Here is a 22,398-nt window from a genome sequence, read left to right as displayed (position 1 = left end):
CCTGGACGCTTAATCCAACGACCGCATACCCGGTGTGTTTGCCTCCCTGGTCGAATCGATCAACCAGGCCCTGAACGCCTCGACCTTTTTCGAGTGGGCTGTCTCGACGGGTGTCACCAGATAGAAACCGAGATCGGACTTCAACCTCAGGGCAAATGGCGCGACCAGTCGACCTGCCTTCAGATCGTCGTCGACGTAGGTCGAGCGGCCGATGCAAATACCCAAGCCGTCGATGGCTGCCTGCACGGCCATCATCGCCAGGTCGAAGGTCAACCGTGAGCCTTCGGCCAGGGCGCTCGGTTGCCCGGCGGCCCCCAGCCAGAGGCTCCAATCGTCCCGCGTCATACCACTGACCTGCAACAGGGTGTGATGGGTCAGATCGCCGGGTGCCTTCAGGGCATTGGGCCCCGCCAGCAATTTCGGACTGCACACCGGAAAAACCTCATCGGACATCAGCCAGTCAGCGCGCAAGCCCTTTGGCCGGCGCTGGCGTCGTATATGGCTCGGATCGAGACGCGACCCAGCGTCATGGCCGCGATCGAAGCCGAGGCGAACGCCGGCCGAGGCTGATCATTGGGCCACGAACGGATAATGCTCGATCCGACAAGGATGCTCGTTGCCGTCGCCCTTGCAGATGCCGTCCAGGTAACGGTATCTGATCCGAATCGCCTGGCCTTTTGCGGGCCATTTTCGCCGCGCAAGCGTTGACTGATAGTCAGCGGTTTCCGGGATGAAGCTGATCACTGCGCCGACTTCTGGGCATTCCACCTTGGGCGAGGCCGGGCTGGTTTTCAGAACCTGAGCCCGGAGACCAGGGAACGGCTGCTTGACCACTTCAGTGACCCGCAATTGCATATCGCAGATCTGCCACGTCGCGGCGTGCACCGGGACGCACAAGGCTGAGAGCATCAGGATGAATGGCACGGCATGGGCAGGGGGCAGGTTCATTTCGATCCTTTGTAGGCGGCGACGTCGCGTACGGCATCCTCTCACACCCACGTACGCAAGGCTCTCCAAACAAAAAAAGCCCCGCGACCGAATACGGTGCGGGGCAAAGGGAATTGGTTGGTTGCGGCCAACCAAAGGAGCACGGGTAAAACGTCTACGGGCCGGTCAGATGCATTCCTGGGCGGCGCGTTCAAAATTCGAAGGCAAGAGATTGGAGGCCAGCAGATGCCGGTCGTAAATGAACACCTTCCCACCGTTGCCAGCCTTGTAGGCTTCGAGCACGTTGTCCGCCGCAATTTTGCTCGGCACGACGATGCGGTAGCTGCGCTGGGTCTGCGAGACCGTCGGGTTCAGGGCGCTGCCCTGCAGCTTCGGTACGACGCATTCGGCGTATTCGGCCGGTGTCTTGCTGGTCTGCAAGGTCAGGGTCGGATCGTTCGGAGCCGAAGCGCAACCTGCTAGCAACAAGGGGGGAAACGCCAGGGCAAGGAAAGATAAAGGGCGCATGATTGAAGTCCTGCAGTGGTGGGCTGCGTGTTCGATGGCGCTGATTTTCCAATGATTGCCGACAAAGCAGAACTTGCATTTCGTAATGGTCACTATTACTGATGGCAATAGTTGAAAGCCCCAGAAGGACCTCGCATAAGCGCTCGGCCAAGATGAAACCGACGGACCTCCCCCGACGCAGCTGACCGTCGATTAACGCCTCACCACAGGAGCCCGGCCTACTCGCTCACCACGCTCGCGCCCTGCTGATACTCCCGAGGCGTACAACCGAACTCGCGACGAAACACCGTGTGCAGGTATTGCGCCGACTTGAAGCCGCAATTGCGGGCGATGTCGGCGATCGCCGAGTCGGTGTTTTCCAAGCCGTTGGCCGCCGCGGCCAATTTGAAGCGCAGGATTTCGTCATGAACGCTGCAACCTCGCTCCTTGCGAAAATGCGCTTCCAGGGATGAGCGCGAGACACCGACATACGCCGCCACTTGCGCGGTCTTGATGCCCTGGCATGCGTACTGGCGGATGAACAACAGCGCTTGCATCACATAAGGATTGCCCAGCGGCTGGTGCAAACTGGATGTCTGCACATTGATCGCATCCGGCGGGATCAGCACCTGCGTGCCTGTGGACGGCATGCCATGCAGCATCTGGTGGAGCAGCCGCGCGGCGGTCCGACCCATCGTTTCGGTGCCCTGCACCACGGAGCTCAGCGGCACCCGAGTCAGGCTGCGGGTCAGTGGATCGTTGTCGATGCCGATTAACGCCACCTGCTCCGGAACAGCAATGCCGGCGGTCAGGCAAGCCTGCAACAGCTGGCGGGCTCGCGCATCGCTGACGGCGATGATGCCGATGGGTTTGGGCAGGCTTTGCAGCCAGGCGATCTGCTGTTCGACGGCGCTGTCCCAGAGCGGCGCGCTGGTGCCCATGCCGCGATAGACCTCGGCGTGCAGACCATCGCGCAGCATCAACCGGCGAAAGGCTTTCTCCCGTTCCTGGGCCCAGCGATTGGCTTGGGACTCCGGCAGGCTGAAACAGGCGAATCGCGTCAGTCCGGCTTCGATCAGATGTTCGTAAGCCAATTTGATCAGCCCATGGTTATCCGTGGCGACATAGGGAATGCCCTTGGGATAGGCGCGCTCGTCCTGGTACGAGCCGCCCACCGCCACCACGGGCATCTTGATCCCGGCCAGCGCCTCGCCGATCAGCGGGTCGTCGAAGTCGGCGATGATCCCGTCGCCCTGCCAACGCTCGATCCCTTTCAACCTGCATAGGAAATCTTCCTCGAGAAACAGATCCCAGGACGCGCGGGTACTGCTCAGGTAGTTACCGATGCCGCTGATGATGCCTCGGTCGTAGATCTTGCTGCCGTTGAACAAAAGGGCGATGCGGTGGACGGGCGGGACGATTTTCATTGTAAGAACCCTAGGCCGGTGGACAGAGACTAGGCGCGCGGACGGCGAATCTCAATACTCAAAATCGAACTGTCCTTTGATGATTTTCATAATCAGCGGCGCCAGGGGCGGCGTTAGTATCAGGTCACCGCCAAGAATAAAAAGGAAACCGTCCATGTCGTACTTCCCCGATGTTCAGCCGATCCGCTATGAGGGCCCGGGCAGCGACTCGCCGCTCGCTTTCCGGCACTACGATGCCGACAAACTGATCCTCGGCAAACCCATGCGCGAGCACCTGCGCATGGCGGTCTGCTATTGGCACACCTTTGTCTGGCCGGGGTCCGATGTGTTCGGTGCGGGAACCTTCAAACGCCCATGGCAGCACGCAGGGGACCCGATGGAAGTGGCCATCGGCAAGGCCGAGGCGGCGTTCGAGTTTTTCTCCAAGCTGGGCATCGACTACTACTGCTTCCACGACACCGATGTCGCGCCGGAAGGCCAATCGTTGAAGGAATACCGCAACCACTTCGCGCAAATGGTCGATCACCTCGAGCGTCACCAGGAACAGACCGGCATCAAGCTGCTCTGGGGCACCGCCAACTGCTTCAGCAACCCGCGTTTTGCCGCCGGCGCCGCCAGCAACCCTGACCCGCAGGTCTTCGCCTGCGCCGCCGCCCAGGTGTTCAGCGCCATGAATGCCACCCAGCGCCTCAAGGGCACCAACTACGTGTTGTGGGGAGGCCGCGAAGGTTACGAAACCCTGCTCAATACTGACCTGTCCCGCGAACGCGAGCAACTGGGCCGGTTCATGCGCATGGTGGTCGAGCATAAATACAAGATCGGCTTCAAGGGCGACCTGCTGATCGAGCCCAAGCCCCAGGAGCCGACCAAGCACCAGTACGATTACGACAGCGCCACGGTGTTCGGCTTTCTGCAGCAGTTCGGCCTGGAAAAAGAGATCAAGGTCAACATCGAGGCCAACCATGCGACCCTGGCCGGGCACAGTTTCCATCATGAAATCGCCACGGCGGTCTCCCTGGGGATCTTCGGCAGCATCGACGCCAACCGGGGCGATCCGCAGAACGGCTGGGACACCGATCAGTTCCCCAACAGTGTCGAAGAAATGACCCTGGCCACCTACGAGATCCTGAAGGCCGGAGGCTTCGGCAACGGCGGTTTCAACTTCGATTCCAAGGTACGCCGCCAGAGCTTGGACGACGTCGACTTGTTCCACGGCCATGTCGCGGCCATGGACGTGCTCGCCCTTTCGTTGGAACGCGCAGCCGCCATGGTGCAGGACGATCAGTTGCAGAAATTCAAGGACCAGCGCTACGCCGGCTGGCAGCAGCCGTTCGGCAAGGCGCTGCTCGCGGGGGACTACAGCCTCGAATCCCTGGCCGAGCATGCATTCACCAACGAGCTGAATCCGCAGGCGGTCAGCGGTCGGCAGGAAATGCTCGAAAACGTCGTCAACCGGTTCATCTACTCCTGACGGCAGGCGACTTTGCGGGCGCGGGGAGGCTGTTACATTCGCGCGACAAATCTGTGCCCGCAACGCCGCGCAACGCTCTACAGTTCTACCGGCATCACGTTCTCGTCAGGCAGTGTCTTTCAAAAAACAATAAAAGGACGCACCACCATGAAAACATTCAAACGTACCCTGCTCGCCGGCGCCCTCGCCCTGCTATCGCTCCCGGCCATGGCCGACGCCACCCACCCCAAGATCGGTTTCTCCATCGATGACCTGCGTCTGGAACGCTGGTCCCGCGATAGAGACTACTTCGTCGCGGCGGCAGAAAAACTCGACGCCAAGGTTTATGTCCAGTCCGCCGATGCCAACGAGCAGAAGCAAATTTCCCAGATCGAAAACCTGATTTCCCGTGGCGTCGACGTCATCGTGATCGTGCCGTTCAACGCCACTGTGCTGACCAACGCCGTCGCCGAAGCCAAGAAGGCCGGGATCAAGGTGGTGTCCTATGACCGGCTGATCCTCAACGCCGATATCGACGCTTACATTTCCTTCGATAACGAAAAGGTCGGCGAGATGCAGGCCGGCGGCGTGTTGAAGGCAGCGCCCAAGGGCAACTACTTCCTACTCGGCGGCGCGCCTACCGACAACAACGCCAAAATCCTGCGTGAAGGCCAGATGAAGGTGCTGCAACCGGCCATCGACAAGGGCGACATCAAGATTGTCGGCCAGCAATGGGTGAAGGAATGGAACCCCACCGAAGCCCTGAGCATCGTCGAAAACGCCCTGACCCGGAACAACAACAAAATCGACGGCATCGTCGCCTCCAACGACGCCACCGCCGGCGGCGCCATCCAGGCCCTGGCCGCGCAAAAGCTGGCTGGCAAGGTGCCGATCTCCGGCCAGGACGCCGACCTGGCGGCGGTCAAGCGAGTGATCGACGGCACCCAGACCATGACGGTCTACAAGCCCTTAAAGCTGATCGCCTCCGAAGCCGCCAAGCTTTCGGTACAACTGGCGCGCAACGAAAAACCCACCTACAGCTCGCAGTACGACAATGGCAACAAGAAAGTCGACACCATCCTGCTCACGCCTACCGCGCTGACCAAGGACAACATCGACCTGCTGGAAAAGGACGGGTTCTACACCAAGGCGCAGATCGCGGGGCAATGACCCGGGCGCAGCTCTTTGGATAGCAGAAATCCTTGTGGGAGCGAGCCTGCTCGCGATGGCGGCGGCACAGTGAATGCAGATGCAAGCTGACCTACCGCTTTCGCGAGCAGACTCGCTCCCACAGGTTTTATGTTGTGTGAGCCCCTTTCTTACGAGCCCTCGCCATGTCTGAATACCTGCTGCAAATGAACGGCATCGTCAAGACCTTCGGCGGTGTCAAGGCCCTGAACGGCATCGACATCAAGGTCAGGCCGGGTGAATGCGTCGGCCTGTGCGGCGAGAACGGCGCCGGCAAATCCACCTTGATGAAAGTCCTATCGGCGGTCTATCCCTACGGCACCTGGGAGGGTGAGATCCTCTGGGACGGCCAGCCGCTGAAGGCGCAATCGATCAGCGAAACCGAAGCTGCCGGCATCGTCATCATTCACCAGGAACTGACCCTGGTGCCCGACCTGTCGGTGGCCGAAAACATCTTCATGGGCCACGAGCTGACCTTGCCCGGCGGACGCATGAATTACCCGGCGATGATCCACCGCGCCGAAGCCCTGATGCGTGAACTCAAGGTGCCGGACATGAACGTCTCGCTGCCGGTTTCGCAGTACGGCGGTGGTTACCAGCAATTGGTCGAGATCGCCAAGGCCCTGAACAAACAGGCCCGCCTGCTGATCCTCGACGAGCCTTCCTCGGCCCTGACCCGCTCGGAAATCGAAGTGCTGCTGGACATCATCCGCGACCTCAAGGCCAAGGGCGTGGCGTGCGTCTACATCTCCCACAAGCTCGATGAAGTGGCCGCCGTGTGCGACACCATCGCGGTGATACGCGATGGCAAACACATCGCCACCACTGCCATGGCCGACATGGATATTCCCAAGATCATCACGCAAATGGTCGGGCGGGAGATGAGTAACCTCTACCCCACCGAACCCCACGCTATCGGCGAGGTGATTTTCGAGGCACGCCATGTGACCTGCTACGACGTCGACAACCCCAGGCGCAAACGCGTCGACGACATTTCGTTCGTGCTCAAGCGCGGCGAAATCCTTGGCATCGCCGGGTTGGTGGGTGCGGGTCGCACGGAGCTGGTGTCGGCGTTGTTCGGCGCTTACCCCGGTCGTCACGAAGGCGAAGTCTGGCTGGACGGCCAGCGCATTGACAGCAGCACGCCCCTCAAGTCGATCCGGGCCGGCCTGTGCATGGTCCCTGAAGATCGCAAGCGCCAGGGCATCATCCCGGACCTGGGCGTCGGCCAGAACATCACCCTGGCGGTCCTGGAAAACTTCTCGAAGATGACCCGCATCGACGCCGAGGCCGAGCTGGGCAGCATCGACCGGGAAATCTCGCGCATGCACCTCAAGACCGCGAGCCCGTTCCTGCCGATCACCAGCCTTTCCGGTGGCAACCAGCAGAAAGCTGTGCTGGCGAAGATGCTCCTGACCAAGCCTCGGGTATTGATTCTCGACGAACCCACCCGGGGCGTGGACGTCGGCGCCAAGTACGAGATCTACAAGCTGATGGGCGCGCTGGCGGCCGAAGGCGTGTCGATCATCATGGTGTCCTCGGAACTGGCCGAAGTGCTGGGTGTGTCGGACCGCGTGCTGGTGATCGGCGAGGGGCAACTGCGCGGCGATTTCATCAACCAGCAATTGACCCAGGAACAGGTGCTTGCCGCCGCGCTCAGCCATCCCGAAAGCAATAACAACAATGATCGGAAGTCCGCGTAGATGAACCAAGTCAAACAAGTGTTCACCCGCTACAAAATGCTCGCCCTGGTGATTGCCGTGGCGGTCATCTGGTTGTTCTTCAGCTGGCAGACCGAGGGCGGGTTCCTGACTCCGCGCAACCTCTCCAACCTGCTGCGGCAGATGTCCATCACCGGCATCCTGGCTTGCGGCATGGTGCTGGTGATCATCAGTGGCGAGATCGATTTGTCGGTGGGCTCGTTGCTCGGTTTATTGGGAGGTCTGGCGGCGATACTCGATGTGGTCTATCACATCCCGCTGCTGGCGAACCTGAGCCTGGTCGCCCTGTGTGGGCTGATGATCGGCCTGGCCAACGGCTACATGACCGCCTACCTGCGCATCCCCTCCTTCATCGTCGGCCTGGGTGGCATGCTGGCGTTTCGCGGAATCCTGCTGGGCATCACTGGCGGCACCACCATCGCGCCGGTATCGCCGGAGCTGGTTTACGTCGGCCAGGGTTACCTGCCCCACGCAGTCGGCACGGGCCTGGGCGTGTTGTTGTTCGCGCTGACGCTTTTCCTGACCTGGAAACAGCGCCGCAACCGCGCGCTGCATGGCCTCGCGGCCCATTCCCTGACGCGGGACGTGGCGCGGGTGGTGTTGATCGGCGCCGTGCTGGCCGGGTTCGTCTATACGCTCAACAGCTACGACGGGATCCCGGTTCCGGTGCTGCTCCTGTTGGTTCTGCTGGGGGTGTTCAGCTACGTGACCAGCCAAACCGTATTCGGCAGGCGCGTCTACTCGGTGGGCAGCAACATGGAGGCCACGCGCCTGTCCGGCATCAATGTACAGGCAGTGAAGCTCTGGATCTTCGGCATCATGGGCGTGATGTGCGCCCTCGCCGGCATGGTCAACACCGCGCGCCTTGCCGCCGGCTCGCCCTCGGCGGGCAACATGGGCGAACTGGACGCTATCGCCGCCTGCTTTATCGGCGGCACATCCATGCGCGGTGGCTCGGGCACGGTCTACGGCGCGCTGCTGGGCGCGCTGGTCATCACCAGCCTGGACAACGGCATGTCCATGCTCGACGTCGACAGCTATTGGCAGATGATCGTCAAGGGCAGCATCCTGGTCCTGGCCGTGTGGGTGGATGTCAGCACCCGCACCGCCCGACGCTGACCCATACCGATTCGGGGCAACCATGGATGGCCGCCCCACTCCTCGTCATGATTGATCACAATCCGTGTGCAACGCCTTCACCGCGGGGCTCTTGATGCGACGCCGGCAGTCAATATGCTGTGGGCAGCCCCGCCAAAAATGAAGAAGCGCCTGCATGAACAGCCCCCGAACGCTCTATCAAAAGCACATCGACAGCCATACCGTTTGCCCGTTGGACGATCAGGGCCATGTGCTGTTGTACATCGACCGCCAGGTCGCCAACGAATACACCAGCCCGCAAGCCTTCAGCGGCCTTCGTGAAAACGGCCGCAGCGTCTGGCGGCCGAGCGCGACGCTGGCGGTGGTCGATCACGTCAACCCGACGGCGCCCCAGCGCATCGCAGCCATGCCGGATGCCGGCGGCGCCCGGCAGGTCTCGTACTTCGCAGAAAACTGCCGGGACTTTGGCATCGAACTGTTCGACGTGCTGGACAAACGTCAGGGCATCGAGCACGTCGTCGCCCCCGAGCAAGGCTTCATCCTGCCGGGTATGGTGGTGGCCGCGGGCGACAGCCACACCACGACATACGGCGCGTTGGGGGCCTTTGGTTTTGGCATCGGCACGTCTGAAATCGAACACCTGCTGGCTACGCAAACGCTGGTCTACAAGCGCCTGAAAACCCTGCGCGTCACGGTCAACGGCACGCTTGGGGCAGGTGTCACCGCCAAGGACATCATCATGGCGCTGATCGAAAGGATCGGCGCCTCGGGCGCCACCGGTTATGCGATCGAATTCACCGGCCCGGCAATCACCGCCCTTAGCGTCGAAGCCCGCATGACCATCTGCAACATGGCCGTGGAAGCCGGCGCCCGGGGCGCGTTCATGGCGCCGGATGACAAGGTTTTTGCCTATCTGCAAAGCAAGCCCCGCGCTCCCAGGGGCGAGCTGTGGAAACGGGCCGTGACCAAATGGCGAGCCCTGCACAGCGATGAAGGCGCGGTGTTCGACCGGGAAGTGACGCTCGATGTCGACGCGTTGGAACCCATGGTCACCTGGGGCACCAGCCCTGACCAGGCTGCACCGATCGGAAGCCAGGTACCCGACCCTGCGACAGAACCCGACCTGATCCTGCGCCAAGGCCTGCAGCGTGCCCTCAACTACATGGGTCTGACGCCAGGCATGCCGCTCGCCGACGTGGTCATCAACCATGCTTTCATCGGCTCGTGCACCAACGCGCGGATTGAAGACTTGCGCGATGCGGCGCGTGTCGTACAGGGCAAGCACGTTGCCGCCCATGTGCGCGCGATGATCGTGCCCGGCTCGACCATGGTGCGCGAACAGGCCGAAGAAGAAGGCCTGGCGGCAATATTTCGCGAAGCCGGTTTCGAATGGCGCCAATCCGGCTGTTCGATGTGCCTGGCGATGAACGATGACGTGCTCACCCCTGGGGATCGCTGCGCCTCCAGTACCAATCGCAACTTCGAAGGACGCCAGGGCGCCGGCGCGCGCACCCACTTGATGAGCCCGGCCATGGTGGCCGCCGCCGCGATTGCTGGTCATTTGACCGATGTTCGTTCACTGCTGCCGGAGGCCTGAAGCATGCAACCCTTCAATACTGTAACTGGCACCGCCGCCCCGCTGCTGGCCGCCAACATCGACACCGACGTGATCATGCCCAAGCAGTTCCTCAAGGGCATCGACCGCAACGGGCTGGACCGTGGCCTGTTCTTCGACTTGAAGTGGCTGGGTAACGGCGATCCCAATCCTGAATTCGTGCTCAACAAACCGGGCTGGCGCGGCGCAACGTTCCTGGTGGTGGGGGAGAACTTCGGATGTGGCTCAAGCCGCGAACATGCGGTGTGGGGTTTGAAGCAAGTGGGCATCCGGGCGTTGATCGGCAGCAGCTTCGCCGGGATCTTCTATGACAATTGCCAGCGTAACGGGGTGTTGGTCATTCAATTGCCCGAAGCGCAACTCAAGAGACTCGCGCAGACGATCAGCCGCGCCGAAACCGCCAGCATCAGCGTTAACCTGCCGGCGCAACAGATCAGATTGGCGGACGGTGAGGTAATTTCTTTCGAGATCGACGAGCTGCGCAAGCAATCCTTGCTGCTCGGCCTGGATGCCATTGGCACGACCCTTCAACGTGCAGACCAGATACGCCGCTTCGAAAGCCGGCACCTCGCGGAAAATCCCTGGCTGTAGCGTAACGTCCAACCACTGAGGAAGACTGTGGGAGCGAGCCGGCTCGCGAAAGCGGTGCTGCTCTTCTACCCAGCCGACAAGTCCCGAAAACATGTCTCAAGAAATTCAACGCAAACCCGCAGCTTCGCCGACTGACTGAGCCGGGTCGGGTACACCGCCCAGACGTTGGCGCTTTGCGAATACGCCGGCAGCACCTGAACCAACCGCCCCTGTTCAAGCAGGGGCCCGGCGTCCCACATCGAGCGCAGCAGGATCCCGCCGCCGCTCAACGCCCACTCCAGGACAATCTCGCCGCTGTTGGATGACAACGGGCCGCCGATGCGCACAGTCTCCTGCACCCCATCCTTGCTCAAGGTCCAGATGCCGAAGGCGTTGTCGCGCTCCTTGAGCACCAGGCAATCATGGTCCTTGAGGTCATCGAGCGAACGCGGTGTGCCCCGTCGTTCCAGATACCCGGGGGCTGCGCAGAGCACGCGTCGATTGCTCACCAGCTTGCGGCCCAGGTGCTGCCCTGGCAGGTCATCACCGACGCGGATCTCAAGGTCGAACCCCTCGCCAACGATATCGACGACGCGGTCGAACACATCCAGCCGGATGTCGAGGCCAGGATACGTCTGCGACAGCTTGCCGATTGCCGGCGCGACATGGTTGCGGCCGAAACCAAAGCTGCTGCAGATATGCAACGAGCCGGTGGGCTGATGGCGAGCCCGGGCGATCTCACCGACGAACTCATCGAAATCCCCCAGCAGCTTTTCGGCCCACACCCGCACGCGCTCGCCGTCGTCGGTCAATGCGATGCGCCGGGTCGTGCGATGCAGCAGTCGGGTAGCGAGCGTCGACTCCAATACCGAGATGCGCTTGCTGATATAGGCCGGTGAATAGCCCAATGCCTCGGCCGCGCTGGCAAAGCCATTCTTTCGGACGACAGTCAGAAAGACCTTCAGGTCCTCCGGCAAGGGGAATTGATCACGGGTTGTGTTCATCGGCTCTACCGCAGCGCTATTCTTCGCAATTTCGCGAAGAATAGCACTGAAGCGGCCCGGCTCAACCGCCGTATTTGCCCAGCAATTTAAGCGTCACGCCGTTCGTCCAGCCAAAGCCATCCTGCAATTCATACTCGCCCCCGCCCCCACCGTCGCCTTGGCCGGACAAGTCGTACTTCTCGACCAGTTTGTCTTCCTTGCGGTAGAGATCCTGGACCTGTTGCAGAAAACGGCTGCCAACCTCCCTGGCCAGGTCGGTTTGGCCGTAGCGCTCCAACCCCTCGACCGCCACCCATTGCAGGGGCGCCCAGCCATTGGGTTCATCCCACTGCTGGCCGTTATTGACCTGGGTGGTGGCGATGCCGCCGGGACGCAGCAAGCCCTTGCGCACGGCGTCGGCAGTGCGGTTGGCGCGTTCGCTGGAAGCCAGGCCGGTATAGAGCGGGAACAGCGTCGCGGCAGTGAGTGCCGGGCGCTGCCGGTTCTGCTGCCAATCGTAGTCCACGTAATAGCCGCCTTCGGCGTTCCACAGGTACGTCTCGATGGCGCGCTGGCGTTGCTCGGCCCGTTGCCCATAGGCTTGGGTACACGGCGTGTTCCGCACCGTTTCACAGGCCTTGGCGATGGTGCGCTCCAAGTGATACATCAGGCTGTTCAGGTCCACGGGTGCGATGGAGGTCGTGCGAATGGTCGCCAGGTTTTTACCGTCTCCCAGCCAGCGGGAACTGAAATCCCAGCCGCTTTCAGCGCCTGCGCGCAAGTCGCGCCAGACTTCTTGCTTGGGCCTGTCGGCTGCCTGTTCAGCGGTCTTGACGTCCTGCAGCCACGACTCCTGACGAGGCGTGGGGCTGGCGTCCCAATAGCGGTTGAGCACGCTGCCATCGGCAAGCTTGACGACGTGTCGCCCAGCCTCACCCGGCTTGAGGGTCTGCGCCCCTTCCATCCAGTAGGCATATTCTTTTTGCAGTTGCCCAAGGTAACGCCCGTAGGCCTGCTCGCCCTCGATATGCGCCTGCAATTCCACCATATAGGCAAAGAATGGCGGCTGCGATCGGCTCAGGTAGTAGGTGCGATTGCCGTTGGGAATGTGGCCGTAGGTGTCGATCATGTAGGCAAAGTTGTCGGCCATCTGGCGAACCTGCGTCTGGTCACCGCTTTGCTCCAACCCCAGCATGGTGAAATACGAATCCCAGTAATACATTTCTCGGAAACGCCCGCCTGGCACGACATAGGGCTGCGGCAACGGCAATAGACTGCTGTATTGCGGAACCTCGGTGTAGGTTCGGCTGAGCACCGGCCAGAGATTGTCGATGTGTTCCTTGATCGGCGCGCCGGGTTTTGGGGTAGGGCTCTCAGCCTGGCCTGACTCGACGAAGTTGTCCTTCACGAACCCGTTGAGATCGAAATCGGCACTGTCGCGGCGGGCCAGGTAATCGGCGCGAATCTGCGAGGGGTCGCGCTTGGGCAGCGCATCGACGAAGTGTTTTTGGTCAGTGAACAACTGTTTGCCTTGCACCGCCTCAAACAATTCGGGATAGGCCTGGTCGGGCGGCACGGGGGTGCGCCTTCGCGCGTCCTCGTAGCTCCATGTCGCAGGCGATTGGCTTGAGCATGCTGCGCACAACAACGCGGTGAAGGACAGGCTGGCGAGATAAACAGAACGCATCTGAGGCTCCTTGATGTGATCACTTCCTACAGCAATGACTGAAGAAAATGAGCCTCGGTTCACTCGAACTTCCTTTCCTCATTTCAATGGAACCCCCGTTTCACCCTCGCTCTCTATCGCAGAACCAACAGAGCGGAGGTGTTGATCATGATTTCCCCGGCAACCGGAATGAGGACGGGCGAACGCTATGCCGTCGAAAGCGTCGAGCGAGCGCCACATTTCCCCGGCTTTTTCCTTGATGGAAAGTATTACCTGGGCCCAGAACTGAACACCGCGGTGGGCTGGCTGGAGGGCGAAAAGTTTGTCTATGACCAACTCGACCCCGAGGGCGAGCCGGTGTACCCGGACAGGGTCGCCGGCACCGTCCAGGACCTGACGCTGATCATGGCGGACGGGGTGCGCCTGAAGCTTTCGCCCATGCAGCCCGAGATCCATCAGTCGACAGGCGAAACCGCCCCGAGCCGTAAGACGACGTCGTATCCCTTGTCGGAGAAACTGGTGGTCATCACCGGCGCTTCGAGCGGGATCGGCCGCGCCACCGCCCAGGCGTTTGCCAGGCAGCGCGCACGCCTGGTCCTGGCGGCACGCGACCGTGCGGCGCTCGATGAGGTCGTTGCCCAATGCCAGGCCCAGGGAGCCGACGCGTTGGCGGTGTGCACAGACGTCACCAGCAGTGAGCAAATGCAGGCGCTTGCCGCCGAAGCCGCAACGTTCGGTGACGGTCGCATTGACATCTGGATCAACAATGCCGGCGTGGGTGCGGTAGGCAGCTTCGAGCAGACGCCGCTCGATGTGCATGAGCAGGTCCTGCAAACCGATTTACTTGGCTACCTGCGCGGCGCCTACGTGGCCTGGCCGTATTTCAAGAAGCAACAACGCGGCATCCTGATCAATACCCTGTCGTTAGGCAGTTGGGTCGCCCAGCCTTACGCCGCCGCCTATTCCGCCAGCAAGTACGGACTGCGCGGGTTGTCCGAAGCCTTGCGCGGTGAGTTGGGGGAATACCGGGACATCCACGTCTGCGACATCTATCCCGCGGTCATCGATACGCCGGGTTTTCGCGATGGCGCCAACTTCACCGGCCACGCGCTGAAGCCACCACCACCGGTCTACGACCCCCATCGCGTCGCCGAGGCGATGGTCAGTTGCGCACTCAACCCCAAGCCCACCACCACCGTGGGCAGCGCCGCGACACTGGCAAGGATGGCGCATTTTCTTGTGCCCGGGTTTGCGCAACTTTCCGGCTGGCTGACACGCCGGGGCCTGGATCGCAGCCCGGCAATGGCTTCATCCTCCGGAAACCTGTTCTCCCCGCCCAGCGGCCAGCGACGTGTCGATGGCGGTTGGCGCAAGCCGACGCGGCGATCCGCGCCCCTGCTGGTGGCGGGCGCCGCATTGTTGATTGGTGGGTGCCTGGTGGCGCTGGGTCGGGAACGAAGTCGTCGCTGAAGCGGCGTCAGGGTATTGGCTCAGGCCAATCCCGAACGGAACGCTTCCACCTTGAGCCCGAATCGGTTCATCTTGTTGTACAAACCGCCACGGGAAACGTTCAACTGCCGGGCGGCCAGGCGGATATTGCCCCGCGTGTCCCTGAGGGCCGCGATGATCGCATTCATTTCATGGGTACCTAGATCCACGGCTGCCCGCGGCTCGGGGGCAAAATGCCGGGCCGCTGGCTGTCCTCCCTGCCTGATCTCCAACGCAAGATCACTCGCTTGGATCAGCTCGGTACCAGCCAGGTTGGTCGCGCGCTCAATGACGTTTTCCAGCTCACGGACGTTGCCCGGCCAGTGGTAGGCGCCCAAGAGCTCCAGCGCCTCCGGGGACAGGTCGCGCATGGGTTTTCGCAGCGACCGGGCGCAACGCGCAAGAAAATGCCGTGCCAGCATCGGCACGTCTTCGCGGCGCATGCGCAAGGGCGGCACCGTCAGGCCCAGCACGTTGAGGCGGTAATAAAGATCTTCGCGAAAAGCCCCTTCGGCCACGGCCTGGCTCAGGTTGCGATGGGTCGCAGCGATGATGCGCACGTTCACCCGCAACGATTTTTTCGCCCCCACCCGAGTGACTTCGCCTTCCTGCAGGACACGCAGCAAGCTGACTTGAGCATCGAATGACATGTCGCCGATTTCGTCGAGAAAGATCGTCCCGCCGTCAGCCAATTCGAACTTGCCCGCCGAACCGCCACGCACCGATCCGGTGAACGCGCCTTCGACATGGCCGAACAGTTCACTCTGGACCAGGTCGCGAGGAATGGCCCCGCAATTGACCGCAACGAAAGGTCCGCCGCAACGCTCGCTGCCATTGTGGATGGCCTGGGCAAACAGTTCCTTGCCGGTGCCGCTCTCCCCGAGAATCAGCGTAGTCGAATCGCTGCGGCTCGCGATTCGAGCCAGGTGCAATGCGTCCTGGATGGCGCGTGAATGGCCCTGGATGGTTTCGAAGGTATAGCTGGCCTGGGTACCCATGATGCGCCGGGTAATCTCGCGGATGCGCCGGTTCTCGCGCAATGAAACAATGCGACCGCCCTGCGCCAGGGGACAGACCGACACCAGGCAGGCCAGGTGGCTGCGATCGTGTAGCTCAAACGTACAATCCAGGTCCCGTACTCCTTCCCCGGCCCTGCGCAGGATTTCATCGCTCAGTTCGGTCTGGCCCAGGCTCTGGAACGGCTTGCCCAGCCAGGCAGGGTCGACACGAAACAATTGCCGGGCGTAATGGTTGAGGGCCTTGATATCGTTTTTTTCGTCCAATACGACCAAGCCCTCGTTGAGCACTTCCAAAACCGTTTGTTGTTCTTCCAGCAACGCTTGCAGCGCCATTTGCCTGGAAACAGCTTCGGCTGCAGCCTGGACGGTGCCCAAGGTGTGGAAGTGAAACCAGCCGGGCTCGGCCGTTAGGGTCAACATGGCCAGGGTCCGGCCATGGGCATCGCGGATGGGCGCGGCGGCACAATGCATCTGCCGCTGGCGCAGGCCGGCGCCGAAATTCTCGCCAGACAGCACGTATACCAAGCGGTCTTCAACCAGCGCCAGACCGGTGCAATTGGTGCCCTGTACCGATTCAAGCAAGCGACTGCCGATGGGTGTGAGGTCCAAGCCACAGAAGTACAAGGTGGTGCCCTGGGCATCCGTGAGGTTGATATGCCCGTTGGGATTGTAGGCAAGCAGGCCGCGCATGACCTGCGCCGCCGCGGCGATCAACAGTCGATTCGCCGCCAGTGTGGCGGTCAGCTCGGCAGGCGAGACAAAACGGTACTCGCCGTCTGCCGAGTCGAGGCCGGCATCGACGCTACGCTGCCAGGAACTCCAGATAACCTGCCGGACACCTTCAGGGCGCTCGGTGACGCCGCTCAAGCAGGCTCGCCAGGCTTCATCCAGCGCCGGGCTTGATCCGCCATTCAATGACGCAGGCCCCAGGGCAGTCAGGTAATCACGGTCTTCAACGCTCAACGTCATCGGCTGTGTGTTCATGGCGGTCTCTATGTACATGCTTTTGACATGTCAGTATAGGCATGTCTTCTAAATGGACACATGCAACCACAAAGCACCAATAAAACCCTTTACTTTCAGTCTGTTAACAATTGGCACAGCCCTTGCTCCCGGCAATGCACCGACGACGAGTCGCGAACAACAATAAAAGGGAGTCTTTCATGGGTACGTCAAAAACCGTCCGCCTGGGTCTTATCGGTGCGGGTCGCATGGGCAGCTTTCACGGCCTGACCGCCGCTCGCCACATCCCCGGCGCATACCTTGCCGCCATTGCCGATCCTACCCCCGGCCAGGCCGAGCGCCTAGCCGCAGAACTGGGCGTAGGGAAGGTTCATACCGATCCACAACAGTTGCTGAATGACCCGGATATCGACGCGGTGCTGATCGCCGCGCCAGCTCGCAGCCACGCCGAACTGGTGATCAGCGCGGCGCAGGCGGGCAAAAGCGTTTTCTGCGAAAAACCCATGGCCGTCACGCTGGAGGAAGCCGATCGGGCCATTGCCGCCGCTGCCGATGCGAGGGTGACGCTGCAAGTCGGCTTCAACCGGCGCTTCGCCAAGAGCTTCCGCACCGCGCACCTGGACGTGGTCGCCGGCCGAATCGGCACGCCACAGCTTCTGCGTTCGCTGACCCGCGACCCGGCGCTGAACAATCCCGCCGCCTCGCCGCAATGGGTCATTTTCCTGGAGACGCTGATCCACGACTTCGACACCCTGCGCTACCTCAATCCGGGTGCCGAAGCGGTCGAGGTGTTCGTCATGGCCGACGCGTTGATCGCGCCGGACTTCAAACACAAAGGGTTCCTCGACACGGCGGTGGTCACGATCCGATTCGACAACGGCGCCATCGCCACGGCCGAGGCCAACTTCCAGGCGGTCTACGGCTATGACGTCCGCGGCGAAGTGTTCGGCAGCGCCGGCATGCTGACCATGGGCAGCGTCAACGACAGCGACTTGCTGCGCTACCTGGCAAGTGGCGTCCAGGCCGATACCCAGCGCATGGACACCGACTTGCTGCGTGACGCCTACGTGACCGAGCTCAATCACTTCGTCAATTGCGTACGCAGCGGTGAAAAGCCCCTAGCCAGCGGTGAGGACGCCCGGGCCGCGCTGGCGATTGCCCGTGCCTGTATCGAGTCTTTCCAGCAAGGCAAAGCGGTGCGTGTCCAAGGAGCGCAGTCATGAGTCTCGTACCGTTCAAGCTGGCGGTCAGCGCGGAGATGGTGTTCCTCGACCTGCCCTTTATCGAACGCGTCAAACGCATCCATGCGCTGGGCTTCAGCGTCGAGATATGGAACTGGACGACCAAGGACATCCCTGCCCTCGCCGCGACGGGCGCTGACTTTACCTCGATGACCGGCTACATCACGGGCAACCTCACCGACCCCGAGGACATCCGGCAACTGCTGGACAGTGCCCAGGAGTCCTTGGGTGTCGCCGCGCAATTGAATTGCCCGAGCCTGAACCTGCACGGCACCGGCCTGGGGGACCAGGGTCTGCCGGTCAAACCCGTGGCCCAGGCCACCGGCCGCATGTGGTTGAGCGCCTGCAAGACCCTGGAAAAAATCGCCCGCCTGGGGGAAGACGCCGGCCGTGTGTTCCTGCTGGAAAACCTGAACACCGAAGTCGACCATCCGGGCACGCCTTTCGCTCGCGCCGACGACACCCTGGCGCTGATCGAAGCCGTAGGCAGCCCGCATCTGAAAATGAACCTGGACCTCTATCACGCGCAGATCGGCGAAGGAAACCTGACCGAACTGATCCAGCGCGCCGGCGGCGCCATCGGTGAAATCCAAGTCGCCGATGTGCCTGGCCGCATGGAGCCCGGCACTGGCGAAATCAATTATCCGGCGATTGCCAGGGCGTTGTCCGGCATGGGATACAGCGGTGTAGTCGGCCTCGAAGGTTGGGCCAGCGGAGACAGCGAGCGGGCGCTTGAGCGATTCAGGCGGGCCTTCACGCTGGATGGGTAAGGCCCGTGCAGAACATTTATTGATGACGTTCACTCCATAACAACAAAAGGAAAACCATCATGCGTCGTTGCACACTGCTGTTCGCCACGCTGCTCCTGCTCTTCAGCCAATGGGCCGCCGCCGACTATCGCATCGGCGTCAGCATCGCCAGGGTCGACGATAACTTCATGACCTATGTGCGTAACGGCCTGGACGAGGCCGCCAAGAAGGACAACGTCCAGATCCAGTTCGAGGACGCCCAGGGCGATGTGGTTCGCCAGCTCAACCAGGTCCAGGGCTTCATCAACCAGAAAGTGGACGCGGTCATCGTCCTGCCGGTCGACACCTCCGCCACCGCCAATATCACCCGTGCCGCAGTCGAGGCGAAGACGCCACTGGTCTACGTCAATCGGCACCCGGACGAGCGTACGCTGCCCAAAGGGGTGGTCACGGTGGCGTCCAATGACATCGAGGCTGGCCAATTGCAGATGCGTTACCTCGCCGAAAAGCTCGGCGGCAAAGGCAACCTGGCGATCATCATGGGTGACCTCGCGCAAAACGCTACCCACGACCGCACCGAAGGGGTCAAGCAAGTGCTCAAGGACTTTCCCGGCATCAAGATCGTCGAGCAGCAGAGTGCCGAGTGGCAACGCAACAAGAGCATGGACCTGACCAGCAACTGGTTGCTCGCCGGCAGCCGGTTCGATGCCATCGTCGCCAACAATGACGAGATGGCCATCGGTGCGGCCATGGCCTTGCAACAATCCGGCAAGGCCAAGGGCGAGGTTGCGATTGTCGGAATTGACGGCTTGCCGGACGGCCTGGCGGCGATCAAGCGCGGGATGCTAGTCGCCTCGGTATTCCAGGACCCTAAGGCCCAGGCGACCAGCGCGGTGCAGGCAGCCATCAAGATGATCAAGGGCGAGCCGGTCGAGACAGAAGTCTGGGTGCCCTTCCAGTTGATCAAGCCTGAACAACTGGCGGTGTTCGAGCAGCGTTACAAGTAGCAGTATCACCTGAGAAAAATGATGGCTCCGTGGCGAGGGAGCTTGCTCCCGCTCGGTTGCGTAGCAGCCGCAAGATTTTGGGGCCGCTGCGCCCGAAGCGTCGGACCGACCCAGCGGGAGCAAGCTCCCTCGCCACGAGTGAACAGCGCTGGATCAAGCGATGTGCAACGCTCGGCCCTTGGTCTCGGCGAGGGCGTTGTTCAATGCAACACGGAACAGTTCGACCAGCACATCAATCTCGTCGGCCTGGATGATCAGCGGCGGCAGGAATCGCACCACGGCGCCGTGACGCCCGCCCAGTTCCAGGATGACACCCAGGCGCAGGCATTGGCGCTGGATGGCCTGGGCCAATGCGGTGTCCGCCGGAGGAACACGGCTGTCGCTCGGGGTGTCGCTGACGACTTCCACGCCCACCATCAACCCCCGACCGCGCACCTGGCCCAGGCAAGGGTAGTCGCCCTGCAACTGGCGCAGTTGCTCCATCAGGCGCTGCCCCATGGCATCGGCATGTTCTGGCAGGTTTTCGCTGATGATATGGCGCAATGTCGCGGCACCTGCAGCCATCGCCATCTGGTTGCCACGGAACGTGCCGGCATGGGAACCGGGCTTCCAGGTGTCCAGCTCTTCGCGATAGACCATCACCGCCAGTGGCAGGCCGCCACCGATGGCTTTGGACAGCACCAGAATGTCTGGCTCGATATCGGCATGCTGGAAAGCGAACAGCTTGCCGGTACGACCCAGGCCGGTCTGCACTTCGTCGATGATCAGGGCCACGCCGTACTTGCGAGTCAATTGGCGCAAGCCCTGGAGCCAGCGTACCGGTGCCGGGATCACCCCGCCCTCGCCCTGCACCACCTCCACGACCACTGCCGCCGGCGGCAACACGCCCGATTCCGGGTCGCTCAGCAGTTGTTCGATGAAGTGCAGCCCGGCATCGATGCCAGCTTCACCACCGATGCCGAACGGACAACGGTAGTCGTAAGGGTACGGCAGGAATTGCACGTCGGCCATCAGCGAGCCCAGCGCCTGTTTCGGCCCCAGGTTGCCCATCAGGCTCAATGTCCCCAGGGTCATGCCATGATAGCCGCCGGAGAACGTCAGGATCGGCTTACGCCCGGTGGCGATTCTCGCCAGTTTCAGGGCCGCCTCGATGCCATCTGCACCCGTCGGCCCGCAAAACTGTATGCGCGCGTGACGCGCGAAGTTTTCCGGCATGGCATTGAAAAGGTCCTCGACAAAGCGATCCTTGACCGGCGTCGTCAGGTCCAGGGTGTGCAAGGGCAAGCCGGAATCGAGCGTCTGGCGCATCGCCGCAATGGCCACCGGGTGGTTATGGCCCAGCGCCAAGGTTCCCGCGCCGGCGAGACAGTCCATGAACAATTGCCCCTGCGTGTCGCGAACATAAAGGCCGTGAGCCTCTTGCAGGGCCAGCGGGATGCGTCGCGGGTATGAACGCGCATTCGATTCCCGGGCCGCCTGGCGTTGCAGGTACGGATTGGTATTCAGTTCGCGAGGCGCCTGTTGGCGGAACTGCTCCAGCGTGAAGGTGGCGCTGGATGATGAGCGGGGCTGGACACTTTCCATTTTGACTCCCTGAGATGAGAACGCTGTCGTGGGCGATCAGCCCTGTCCTTATGCCTGCATTGCCTGGCGCAGGCTCAGTGGGCGCATGTCGGTCCAGACTTTCTCGATGTAGGCCAGGCACTCTTCCTTGCTGCCCTGCATGTCTACGGTGCGCCAGCCATCGGGCACACTGCGGTAGTCCGGCCAGATCGAGTACTGCTCCTCTTCGTTGACGACAACCAGAAACCGCGTATCCGGGCTATCCAAACTCATTGCTTGCTCCTTGACTGGCATGACGGGAAAGATCGCTACGATACAATACTAATAGTATCGATTCTCATTAATATTTTATAAATCTTACATGGCTTGCCTGCTTCAACACCCACGAGAAGTCGCAAGACGGTGGTGCGCTGTTTATACTTCGCCCCTTCTGGACGATAACGTCTCTCAATTCGCGGTCACGGATGAGTCAATGATTCCCAGCCTTGCTCCGCTGTTCACCGGGCCGCTCGCGGCCTTCGAAGAAAAACTGCAACTGCGCAGCCACTCGCCTACCGTTCTGTCGGTGGAACTGTTCTTCCAGCGCGAGACGTTCAGTCAGTTCGTCGACGAGCTGCTGGCGCGCTACAAGACCGATGAACGCCTGGCCCTGGTGTCGCTGTGGTCCAAGTGGTATTTCAGTACCTTCCTCGCGCCGGTGATGGGCGCCAACCTGTTGCTGCAACGGGACCTGCCAGTCGCTCTGAACGATGTTGGGTTGAAACTCGGCGACGACGCCAGGCCACAGGCCTTACATGTTCGCGACGCCGGGCAACCACTGCCCGAATGCACAGCCTTTGAACGGTTCCATACGCTGGTCGAACAACACCTGGAACCGGTCATCGACACGCTGGCCAGTGTCAGCCGCGCATCGCCCCGCTTGTTCTGGAGCAATGCCGGCAACACCTTCGAATTCGTCACCACGCGGATCGACCTGCATCCGCTGGCCAATCCCGAGAGCACCCTGCCCGCCCGGCAAATCCTCACTGCCCGCCTGCGCCCCGATGGTCGGCGCAACCCGCTGTTCGCCCCCGTGCGTTACCACGATATCGGCGAGGAAGAGCCGCAGCGCCTGCGGCGAATCTGCTGCATTCGGTATCGCCTTCCCAGCGTCGGCTATTGCAGCAGTTGCCCCCTCGATGAATGCAAGCGGCAGCATTGAAGCGTCTGATCGCGC

The 22,398-nt window shown here is 61.7% G+C and carries 19 protein-coding genes and 1 pseudogene; 11 read left to right on the top strand and 9 right to left on the bottom strand.

Features of this window, described 5'->3' with window-relative positions; genetic code table 11:
• Nucleotides 1-9: 9 nt before the first annotated feature.
• From J3Q04_RS11670 to J3Q04_RS11655, 4 genes and pseudogenes are all read right to left on the bottom strand, one after another.
• Nucleotides 10-477 (bottom strand): annotated as a pseudogene (locus tag J3Q04_RS11670) (LysR substrate-binding domain-containing protein); the annotation flags it as partial.
• Between the two features lie 93 nt (nt 478-570).
• Complete coding sequence (locus tag J3Q04_RS11665; RefSeq protein WP_434559141.1) at nt 571-948, bottom strand: hypothetical protein; 378 nt, start codon at nt 946-948, stop codon at nt 571-573.
• A gap of 165 nt (nt 949-1,113) precedes the next feature.
• Complete coding sequence (locus J3Q04_RS11660; RefSeq protein ID WP_434606017.1) at nt 1,114-1,455, bottom strand: hypothetical protein; 342 nt, start codon at nt 1,453-1,455, stop codon at nt 1,114-1,116.
• A 218-nt stretch (nt 1,456-1,673) separates the two neighbouring features.
• Nucleotides 1,674-2,861, bottom strand: coding sequence for a XylR family transcriptional regulator (locus J3Q04_RS11655; RefSeq protein WP_420763739.1), 1,188 nt, complete (start codon nt 2,859-2,861; stop codon nt 1,674-1,676).
• A gap of 154 nt (nt 2,862-3,015) precedes the next feature.
• Here J3Q04_RS11655 and xylA point away from each other — a divergent pair, with 154 nt between their 5' ends.
• The 6 genes from xylA (at nt 3,016) to leuD (ending at nt 10,524) form a co-directional block, all read left to right on the top strand.
• Nucleotides 3,016-4,332, top strand: a complete 1,317-nt coding sequence (xylA, locus tag J3Q04_RS11650) for a xylose isomerase (protein ID WP_434606020.1) — start codon at nt 3,016-3,018, stop codon at nt 4,330-4,332.
• A 147-nt stretch (nt 4,333-4,479) separates the two neighbouring features.
• Nucleotides 4,480-5,481, top strand: a complete 1,002-nt coding sequence (xylF, locus tag J3Q04_RS11645) for a D-xylose ABC transporter substrate-binding protein (protein WP_305494967.1) — start codon at nt 4,480-4,482, stop codon at nt 5,479-5,481.
• A gap of 164 nt (nt 5,482-5,645) precedes the next feature.
• Nucleotides 5,646-7,202, top strand: a complete 1,557-nt coding sequence (gene xylG, locus J3Q04_RS11640) for a D-xylose ABC transporter ATP-binding protein (RefSeq protein WP_420763737.1) — start codon at nt 5,646-5,648, stop codon at nt 7,200-7,202.
• Nucleotides 7,203-8,339 (top strand): sugar ABC transporter permease, encoded by a 1,137-nt coding sequence (locus J3Q04_RS11635; RefSeq protein ID WP_420763736.1) that lies wholly within the window; start codon nt 7,203-7,205, stop codon nt 8,337-8,339.
• Between the two features lie 154 nt (nt 8,340-8,493).
• The gene (gene leuC, locus J3Q04_RS11630; RefSeq protein ID WP_434606022.1) at nt 8,494-9,915 is read left to right on the top strand and encodes a 3-isopropylmalate dehydratase large subunit; all 1,422 of its coding nucleotides are present in this window, start codon (nt 8,494-8,496) and stop codon (nt 9,913-9,915) included.
• A gap of 3 nt (nt 9,916-9,918) precedes the next feature.
• On the top strand, nt 9,919-10,524 hold the full coding sequence (leuD, locus tag J3Q04_RS11625; RefSeq protein ID WP_434606024.1) for a 3-isopropylmalate dehydratase small subunit: 606 nt from the start codon (nt 9,919-9,921) through the stop codon (nt 10,522-10,524).
• A 65-nt stretch (nt 10,525-10,589) separates the two neighbouring features.
• Here the strand turns inward: leuD and J3Q04_RS11620 are convergent, their stop codons facing one another.
• Together J3Q04_RS11620 and treA are read right to left on the bottom strand one after the other, a co-directional pair.
• Nucleotides 10,590-11,507: a LysR substrate-binding domain-containing protein gene (locus tag J3Q04_RS11620; RefSeq protein WP_434606026.1), complete on the bottom strand. Its 918-nt coding sequence runs from the start codon at nt 11,505-11,507 to the stop codon at nt 10,590-10,592.
• A gap of 61 nt (nt 11,508-11,568) precedes the next feature.
• Nucleotides 11,569-13,173, bottom strand: a complete 1,605-nt coding sequence (gene treA, locus J3Q04_RS11615) for an alpha,alpha-trehalase TreA (RefSeq protein ID WP_434606028.1) — start codon at nt 13,171-13,173, stop codon at nt 11,569-11,571.
• Nucleotides 13,174-13,320: 147 nt separating this feature from the next.
• Here treA and J3Q04_RS11610 point away from each other — a divergent pair, with 147 nt between their 5' ends.
• Nucleotides 13,321-14,622 carry an SDR family oxidoreductase gene (locus tag J3Q04_RS11610; RefSeq protein ID WP_434606030.1) on the top strand — a complete coding sequence of 434 codons (1,302 nt, stop codon included), beginning with the start codon at nt 13,321-13,323 and terminating at the stop codon, nt 14,620-14,622.
• Between the two features lie 20 nt (nt 14,623-14,642).
• Here J3Q04_RS11610 and J3Q04_RS11605 read toward each other — a convergent pair whose 3' ends face one another.
• Entirely contained in the window at nt 14,643-16,643 is a 2,001-nt protein-coding gene (locus J3Q04_RS11605) for a sigma-54 interaction domain-containing protein (protein ID WP_434606032.1), read from the bottom strand.
• Nucleotides 16,644-16,822: 179 nt separating this feature from the next.
• On the opposite strand from J3Q04_RS11605, the gene J3Q04_RS11600 reads away from it, so the two are divergent.
• From J3Q04_RS11600 to J3Q04_RS11590, 3 genes are read left to right on the top strand one after another with little or no spacing between them, the layout of a single operon-like run.
• Nucleotides 16,823-17,845: a Gfo/Idh/MocA family oxidoreductase gene (locus J3Q04_RS11600; RefSeq protein ID WP_434606034.1), complete on the top strand. Its 1,023-nt coding sequence runs from the start codon at nt 16,823-16,825 to the stop codon at nt 17,843-17,845.
• Nucleotides 17,842-18,633 (top strand): TIM barrel protein, encoded by a 792-nt coding sequence (locus J3Q04_RS11595; RefSeq protein WP_420763728.1) that lies wholly within the window; start codon nt 17,842-17,844, stop codon nt 18,631-18,633. Before J3Q04_RS11600 ends, J3Q04_RS11595 begins: the two co-directional genes overlap by 4 nt.
• A gap of 59 nt (nt 18,634-18,692) precedes the next feature.
• A complete protein-coding gene (locus tag J3Q04_RS11590; protein WP_420763727.1) occupies nt 18,693-19,619 on the top strand; it encodes a sugar ABC transporter substrate-binding protein in 927 nt (308 codons plus the stop codon).
• Nucleotides 19,620-19,772: 153 nt separating this feature from the next.
• On the opposite strand, the gene J3Q04_RS11585 is transcribed toward J3Q04_RS11590, so the two are convergent.
• Nucleotides 19,773-21,203, bottom strand: coding sequence for a diaminobutyrate--2-oxoglutarate transaminase (locus J3Q04_RS11585; RefSeq protein ID WP_420763726.1), 1,431 nt, complete (start codon nt 21,201-21,203; stop codon nt 19,773-19,775).
• Between the two features lie 48 nt (nt 21,204-21,251).
• Nucleotides 21,252-21,455, bottom strand: coding sequence for an MbtH family protein (locus J3Q04_RS11580; RefSeq protein WP_420763725.1), 204 nt, complete (start codon nt 21,453-21,455; stop codon nt 21,252-21,254).
• A 199-nt stretch (nt 21,456-21,654) separates the two neighbouring features.
• Between J3Q04_RS11580 and fhuF the strand changes: the two genes are divergently transcribed.
• Nucleotides 21,655-22,383, top strand: a complete 729-nt coding sequence (gene fhuF, locus J3Q04_RS11575) for a siderophore-iron reductase FhuF (RefSeq protein ID WP_434606037.1) — start codon at nt 21,655-21,657, stop codon at nt 22,381-22,383.
• Nucleotides 22,384-22,398: the final 15 nt, after the last annotated feature.

It is taken from the genome of Pseudomonas sp. D4-21 (genome assembly GCF_051132125.1).
GTDB lineage: Bacteria > Pseudomonadota > Gammaproteobacteria > Pseudomonadales > Pseudomonadaceae > Aquipseudomonas.
Note: the sequence above shows the minus strand (reverse complement) of the source record. Positions and strands in the feature narration are given on the sequence as shown.

Excerpts from the sequence above, each read along its gene's own strand:
- leuD (WP_434606024.1), top strand. The coding sequence starts at position 9,919 with ATGCAACCCTTCAATACTGTAACTGGCACCGCCGCCCCGCTGCTGGCC.
- J3Q04_RS11585 (WP_420763726.1), bottom strand. The coding sequence starts at position 21,203 with ATGGAAAGTGTCCAGCCCCGCTCATCATCCAGCGCCACCTTCACGCTG.
- J3Q04_RS11595 (WP_420763728.1), top strand. The coding sequence starts at position 17,842 with ATGAGTCTCGTACCGTTCAAGCTGGCGGTCAGCGCGGAGATGGTGTTC.
- J3Q04_RS11605 (WP_434606032.1), bottom strand. The coding sequence starts at position 16,643 with ATGAACACACAGCCGATGACGTTGAGCGTTGAAGACCGTGATTACCTG.
- J3Q04_RS11600 (WP_434606034.1), top strand. The coding sequence starts at position 16,823 with ATGGGTACGTCAAAAACCGTCCGCCTGGGTCTTATCGGTGCGGGTCGC.
- leuC (WP_434606022.1), top strand. The coding sequence starts at position 8,494 with ATGAACAGCCCCCGAACGCTCTATCAAAAGCACATCGACAGCCATACC.
- J3Q04_RS11665 (WP_434559141.1), bottom strand. The coding sequence starts at position 948 with ATGAACCTGCCCCCTGCCCATGCCGTGCCATTCATCCTGATGCTCTCA.
- J3Q04_RS11610 (WP_434606030.1), top strand. The coding sequence starts at position 13,321 with ATGATTTCCCCGGCAACCGGAATGAGGACGGGCGAACGCTATGCCGTC.
- J3Q04_RS11590 (WP_420763727.1), top strand. The coding sequence starts at position 18,693 with ATGCGTCGTTGCACACTGCTGTTCGCCACGCTGCTCCTGCTCTTCAGC.
- fhuF (WP_434606037.1), top strand. The coding sequence starts at position 21,655 with ATGATTCCCAGCCTTGCTCCGCTGTTCACCGGGCCGCTCGCGGCCTTC.
- treA (WP_434606028.1), bottom strand. The coding sequence starts at position 13,173 with ATGCGTTCTGTTTATCTCGCCAGCCTGTCCTTCACCGCGTTGTTGTGC.
- xylA (WP_434606020.1), top strand. The coding sequence starts at position 3,016 with ATGTCGTACTTCCCCGATGTTCAGCCGATCCGCTATGAGGGCCCGGGC.
- xylG (WP_420763737.1), top strand. The coding sequence starts at position 5,646 with ATGTCTGAATACCTGCTGCAAATGAACGGCATCGTCAAGACCTTCGGC.
- xylF (WP_305494967.1), top strand. The coding sequence starts at position 4,480 with ATGAAAACATTCAAACGTACCCTGCTCGCCGGCGCCCTCGCCCTGCTA.
- J3Q04_RS11655 (WP_420763739.1), bottom strand. The coding sequence starts at position 2,861 with ATGAAAATCGTCCCGCCCGTCCACCGCATCGCCCTTTTGTTCAACGGC.
- J3Q04_RS11620 (WP_434606026.1), bottom strand. The coding sequence starts at position 11,507 with ATGAACACAACCCGTGATCAATTCCCCTTGCCGGAGGACCTGAAGGTC.
- J3Q04_RS11660 (WP_434606017.1), bottom strand. The coding sequence starts at position 1,455 with ATGCGCCCTTTATCTTTCCTTGCCCTGGCGTTTCCCCCCTTGTTGCTA.
- J3Q04_RS11635 (WP_420763736.1), top strand. The coding sequence starts at position 7,203 with ATGAACCAAGTCAAACAAGTGTTCACCCGCTACAAAATGCTCGCCCTG.
- J3Q04_RS11580 (WP_420763725.1), bottom strand. The coding sequence starts at position 21,455 with ATGAGTTTGGATAGCCCGGATACGCGGTTTCTGGTTGTCGTCAACGAA.